General features: G+C 40.0%; 2 protein-coding genes. Both read left to right on the plus strand.

Annotated elements, in window-relative coordinates; all coding sequences use genetic code 11:
* Nucleotides 1-277: polysaccharide biosynthesis C-terminal domain-containing protein (locus IQR33_RS27745; protein ID WP_193844240.1), on the plus strand; the 277-nt coding region annotated here is incomplete at its 5' end.
* Entirely contained in the window at nt 274-1,350 is a 1,077-nt protein-coding gene (locus IQR33_RS27750; protein WP_042522621.1) for a nitroreductase family protein, read from the plus strand. The genes IQR33_RS27745 and IQR33_RS27750, both read left to right, overlap by 4 nt.
* The last annotated feature ends 101 nt before the right edge of the window (nt 1,351-1,451 follow it).

The following is a 1,451-nucleotide window of genomic DNA, read 5'->3' on the forward strand; positions in this document are numbered from 1 at the left end:
ATTTATGCGAGCCCTACTTAGTAAGTGGTTGATAGCAGAGGGGCTTTTAAAGTTCTCTCTCTTTACCCACGGTATCGCGGCCATAATCAATGTGGTGCTCAATTACGTTATGATCCCCAAGTTTGGCGGAGAAGGAGCAGCAATTTCCACACTGATTTCATATGCGAGCGCAAGCTATTTCGTTCTTTGGTTCCATCCCAAGACTCAAATTATGGCAGTAATTATGACCAAATCGATATTTATGCCGATAACATATTGTATTAGGAGTTTTAAATGAAAAGCCTGTTACTAAAGCTTTTGAACAAGAATACAAAAACTCGAATTAAAGCGTTAATTGAAAACACTAAAGCAGGGTTGATGCGAGTAATGTCCAAAACTCGTTTTACGTCTTCTCTTTACTACACGTTTTTTAGCACGGAGTTTTATCGTGAACACCAATCGGTTCTCAAAGGAAGTCTGCGGTATCACGATAATAATACCAAGGCAAAAGACAACCGAGTTCTGTTGAGACGAAATGTACACCGTCTTGAAAAGGGCTTGATTATGCGCCCAAGAAGAGATGTATTTGCTACTCGATACATTCAAGAAACCGTTGATGCTTTCGTTGTCACTTGCAACAACCAACAACTTAAAAAGGAAGAGTTGGATTGGTGTGTGAGCGTGCTTAGCTATTTCTTTGAAATTGCGGGTAAAGATAGTGATATTGATAAAGCAAAAGCTGATTACTTTGCGTGCTTAGAGAAACTTCAATCTCTAGATGAGCTAACGATGTGTTCAGTTCCCTATGCGAAAAACACAAGTGAAGTTTCAGAAATTACGACTGAGCAGCTAGAAAAATTGTTTAAACAACGCCGCTCGACTCGCTGGTACCTTGATCAGTCAGTTGAAATGGAAAAGATCGAGCGAGCAATGACAATTGCAAAGCAAGCGCCTTCTGCCTGTAACCGCCAACCATTTAAGTTTCATGTTGTAACCGACAAAGATATGGTGAATAAAGTTGCTGATACCGCAATGGGTACAGTTGGCTTTGGGCATAATTTTCCAATGATTATTGCGATTGTTGGAGACCTTTCAGCATATCCAGCAGAGCGAGATCGCCACGTTATCTATATTGATGGCTCATTGGTAGCAATGCAGTTCGCTTTGGCATTGGAAACAATGGAACTAAGCTCTTGTATGATCAACTGGCCGGATGTAGAAGACCGTGAAAAGAGACTTGAAAAATTGCTGGATTTGGATCCTCACGAACGTACAGTCATGTTAATGTCAGTAGGTTATGCAGACCCTGAAGGTTTTATCCCATTCTCTCACAAAAAAGACAACTCAGATTTGATAAAGGTAGTTAAGTAATGATCGTTGAAATTAAAGGTGTTCAATTTGTTAATAAAGGTGCAGAACTCATGTTGCACGCTGTTATTCAAAAATTGAATGAGTTTGATCCTAGTGCAGAG

It is taken from the genome of Vibrio sp. OPT46 (assembly GCF_015163535.1).
Classification (GTDB): Bacteria; Pseudomonadota; Gammaproteobacteria; order Enterobacterales; family Vibrionaceae; genus Vibrio; species Vibrio alginolyticus.

Coding starts and splice junctions, on each gene's coding strand:
- IQR33_RS27750 (WP_042522621.1), top strand. CDS start 274: ATGAAAAGCCTGTTACTAAAGCTTTTGAACAAGAATACAAAAACTCGA.